This is a genomic window from Atribacteraceae bacterium (assembly GCA_035477455.1).
In the GTDB taxonomy this organism is placed as follows: Bacteria; Atribacterota; Atribacteria; order Atribacterales; family Atribacteraceae; genus DATIKP01.
The window spans coordinates 1-3,697 of record DATIKP010000041.1 but is presented as its reverse complement, the minus strand read 5'-3'; the positions used below and the strand labels follow the sequence as shown (position 1 = coordinate 3,697).

The following is a 3,697-nucleotide window of genomic DNA, read 5'->3' as shown; positions in this document are numbered from 1 at the left end:
GGGAAAAAGCAACCTTTCCTGAAAATTGGATAACCAGGTTGCTTTTCGGCAAACTAACGCTATAATTTTTTATTACCAGGAGCCTTTTGAAAGGGGGTGAATGTCCGCCGATATAGTCCGCTTTTTCCTATTCATCACCGTTTCTCGTTCCATCACCAATTAACCACGATCATGATCATTTTAAGGAGGAGTGATTGTTATGTTCAGGAACCGTCTGGTACTGATCATTTCTGTGGTTCTGACCGCCTTACTTCTTCTCTTTGCCGCATCAACCGTTTTCGCTCAGAATGACCTGGAAATGGAAACCGCCCGTAAGGCGTTCGAAGCCGCCGACCGAGGAAACCCGGACCCAGCCTGGGAAGGACAAACTTTTACTATCGCTGTCTTTTCAGCCGGACCCCGGGGACCTATTTCCGGCCCCCTGTACTTCTGGCGCCCTTTCTTTGAAGAATTAACCGGCGCTACATACGAAATCGTGGAAATCCCCTTCGGCGAACTCCGGGAAAAAATCTTCATCGATCTCATAACCGGAACCGGTTTCTATGATGCAATCGTTGGTCCGAGCTGGTTCTATGGCGACTATATAGTCAATGACTGGATCGTTCCCATCGACAAGTACTTCGAGGATCCCCGTATGCCGGTATGGGATCGGGACTCCATTGTGCTGCCCATCCGGGAGTTGTACATGTGGGGGGACACCTGGTACGGGTTCAATAACGACCACGACGGACAGATCCTCTACTTCCGCCGGGACGTCCTGAACGATCCGGAATGGCAGGCCGCTTTCAAAGAGGAAAAAGGGTATGACATGCCCGTTCCCCCTCAAACCTGGGAGGAAGTCTACGATGTCAGTTCTTTCTTCAACGGGAGGGACTGGAACAGGGATGGGACTCCCGATTACGGAATTTCCATGCACTTAAAGGTGGGCGGGCAAGGCTTTTTCCACTTTATGTCTTATTCCGCTCCCTATGTGGTCGCCCCGGCGCCGGGCGACGACCCGACCAGAGTGACCAGCTACCACAACGTATACTGGTTTGACCCGGTGACCATGGAACCTTTGATCAACAGCCCGGGCCACGTCGAAGCGCTCAAGTCGCTCATGAGACTGGCTGAAACCGGTCCGGAAGCCATGTTCGGGTGGGAATTGGGCGAAGCCTGGGATTTCTTCCTGCGCGGTAACGCCGTGATGACCTTCAGCTGGGGTGATGTGGGAACGCTTTCCCAGCTTCCCGAACATTCCACCATCATGGGGAAGCTGGGTGCCGCCCCCATCCCGGGTAGTGAAAGATACTTTGATATGGAAAAACAGGAATGGGTGGAAGAGCGGAATTTCGTAGCCAACACGGTTGGTGCCTCCTGGCACGGGGTGATCTCCCGATTTTCCGACCAACAGGATCTGGCCGCCTACTTCCTGTCCTGGCAGGCAACCCCGCAAATCAACCACTGGAACGTAGTCTGGGGTTGGACCGGAGTCGATCCGGGAACCCTTTATGACTTCCTCCCGCCGATCGGCCACGCCTCACTCGAGGATTACGTGGCTACCGGCTTTAATGAAGAAGACGCACGTCAATTTATCACCGCCTACATGGACATGTGGTACCATTACCCGTTACGGCAGCATTACCTTCGCATTCCCGGAACACCCGAATACTGGGAAGTCCTGGACATCTATCTCTCGGAGGCCGTCACCGGGCTGGTTTCACCGGAAGAAGCCTTAAACCGATGTGCCCAAGCCTGGAACGAAATCACCAACCGCCTGGGCCGTGAGAGGCAGTTGGCGATTTACCAGGAATCCATTGGGTTCCAACCGGAATAACCATAGTTATTAAATGACCTTACCGGGGCGGATATCGATATCCGCCCCGGTAATCTTTGGGCAATTCTTGCAGCAATTAGATATTTCAAATAAAGATGTCCCCATATTGGAACACAATCGTGGGTTCCTTCCTGAATTATTCCCGGAACGATAAACGCTGGACCGGAAGAAATAAGAGGAGTTCAGGTATGAAAGAAAAAGGAAACATCTTTGTCCTTCCCGCCATCGGGTGGGTGCTGCTCTTTACCATTTTTCCCCTGCTCTATTCTCTCCGGGTCGCTCTTTCCCAGGTGGTTTTTGGGAGAATAACCGGTTGGGCTGGTCTTTCCAACTTCGCCCGGATGTTCGGTGATCACCGTTTCTGGCAAGTTCTACAATTCACTTTGTATTTCGTTGTTGCCAGCGTTACCATCACTGTCTTGCTTGGCTTGGGGCTGGCCCTGATTTTCAACCGGAAGATGCGCGGTCTCAAATTTTTCCGGGCGCTGCTTACCACCCCGCTTTTCGCGGCACCGGTAGCCATTGGTTACCTGGGTGTGATGTTATTCAACGAGAGGAGCGGCCCGATTAATGTCCTGTTGCGCACGCTCGGTCTTCCGGAGGGAGCATGGCTTTCCAACCCAGCGTGGGCGAGAGCCTCCGTCATCCTGGTCGATGTGTGGCAATGGACTCCGTTCGCTTTTATTATCATCCTTGCCGGATTGCAATCGCTCTCCGACGAAGTGTACGAAGCGGCGGCAATTGAATCCTCTTCCGGCTGGCAGATTTTCCGCCACGTTACCTTCCCCCTCATTCTCCCGGTAGTGGGCACGGTCACCATGCTTCGTATCGTGGATGCCTTCAGGGTCTTTGACATCCCCTTCGTTCTGACCGGAGGCGGACCGGGAGTAACCACCAGAACCCTCACCTACTACATTTACGTCCAGGGATTGAGTAATTTAGATATGGGTTACGCCAGTGCCATGGCTTATTTTCTCATGGCCATTACTCTCTTGGTCGGCATCTTCTTTTACCGCCAGAGCCGAGCTCTCTACCAATGAGGAGAGGAAAATGAAAAAGAAAAAACCGATTAAAATTGTGGATGTTTTTATTTGGCTGGTGATCGGCATCACGGTCTTATGGGTCATTACCCCCTTCTACTGGGCCCTGATCACCTCTTTTAAAAGACCGATCGATGTCTTCAGCCTGTCGGCGATTCCCTGGGTCCAATTTCAACCAACCATTAGCAACTGGCTTATGGAATTCACCTATCGCGGTCCGGAGATTTCCCGAGGCTTGACCAACAGCCTGGTCATCTCTTTGGGGGCTTCCGTCATCGCCATGGTTATGGGATCTCTGGCCGGATACGGTTTATCCCGTTTTCAGTACCGGCGGTGGAAAAATGAGAATATGGCCCTGTGGTTTCTTTCCCAACGGTTCCTCCCCCCCGCAGCCACGGTAATCCCTTTTTTCCTGATCTTGCGCGGTCTCAATATGTTGGATACCCGCACCGGTCTCATTTTGATCAACGCCACGTTCGCTATGCCTTTCGCCGTACTGATCATGCGGGATATGTTCAAGGAACTCCCGGTGGAACTGGAAGAAGCCGCCCTGGTCGACGGCTGCTCCCGGTGGTCCACTTTTCTGCGAATCGCCCTCCCCCTGGCCGCCCCAGCCTTGGTCGCCACAGGGATTATCTGTTTCGCCTTTGCCTGGAATGAATTTCTCTTCGCCTTGATCCTAACCTTCCGGGATGCCATTCCAATGCCTATCATCATTGCCGGTGCCCAACACACCCATGGAGTGCAATTCTGGTATGTCTCCACTCGCCTTCTTCTGGCCATCTTACCCCCCACGATATTGGCTCTGATGATCCAGAAGTATATCGTCCGGGGACTGACC

3 protein-coding genes are annotated in these 3,697 nt (G+C 52.7%); all 3 read left to right on the top strand.

What is annotated here, in order from left to right:
- Positions 1–199 precede the first annotated feature (199 nt).
- Positions 200–1,816, top strand: a complete 1,617-nt coding sequence (locus VLH40_02305; GenBank protein HSV30843.1) for an extracellular solute-binding protein — start codon at positions 200–202, stop codon at positions 1,814–1,816.
- A gap of 188 nt (positions 1,817–2,004) precedes the next feature.
- On the top strand, positions 2,005–2,856 hold the full coding sequence (locus VLH40_02300) for a sugar ABC transporter permease (protein ID HSV30842.1): 852 nt from the start codon (positions 2,005–2,007) through the stop codon (positions 2,854–2,856).
- A gap of 10 nt (positions 2,857–2,866) precedes the next feature.
- Positions 2,867–3,697: carbohydrate ABC transporter permease (locus tag VLH40_02295; protein HSV30841.1), on the top strand; the 831-nt coding region annotated here is incomplete at its 3' end.